Here is a 258-nt window from a genome sequence, read left to right on the forward strand (position 1 = left end):
GTTATTATCTGCTGGGCGACTATTGGAGGATTTCAAACCTGCAGCCGAGGGGCTTTGCTCTCTTCCGCTGGTCGATCCGGGAGATCCTCTTCGACCTCCAGGCGCCATGCCCCGAGGATTGGCCCTGGCGTCGGCGCCCAACAGTCGTTCTCTATGCCATCGCGGTCTGCATCTACCGGATTGGCCTGTTCATCGGTATAGCGCTGGTCGTCTACCATATGACGCAGGTGAAGCTGCTCGGCATTCTGCTGTTTTCCG

General features: G+C 58.1%; 1 protein-coding gene. It reads left to right on the forward strand.

Going from position 1 to position 258, the window contains the following annotated elements:
• The coding region (locus SB679_RS25155; protein WP_410705048.1) for a hypothetical protein at positions 1–258 on the forward strand (258 nt) is incomplete at both ends.

It is taken from the genome of Chryseobacterium sp. SIMBA_029, from assembly GCF_046535275.1.
Classification (GTDB): Bacteria; Bacteroidota; Bacteroidia; order Flavobacteriales; family Weeksellaceae; genus Chryseobacterium.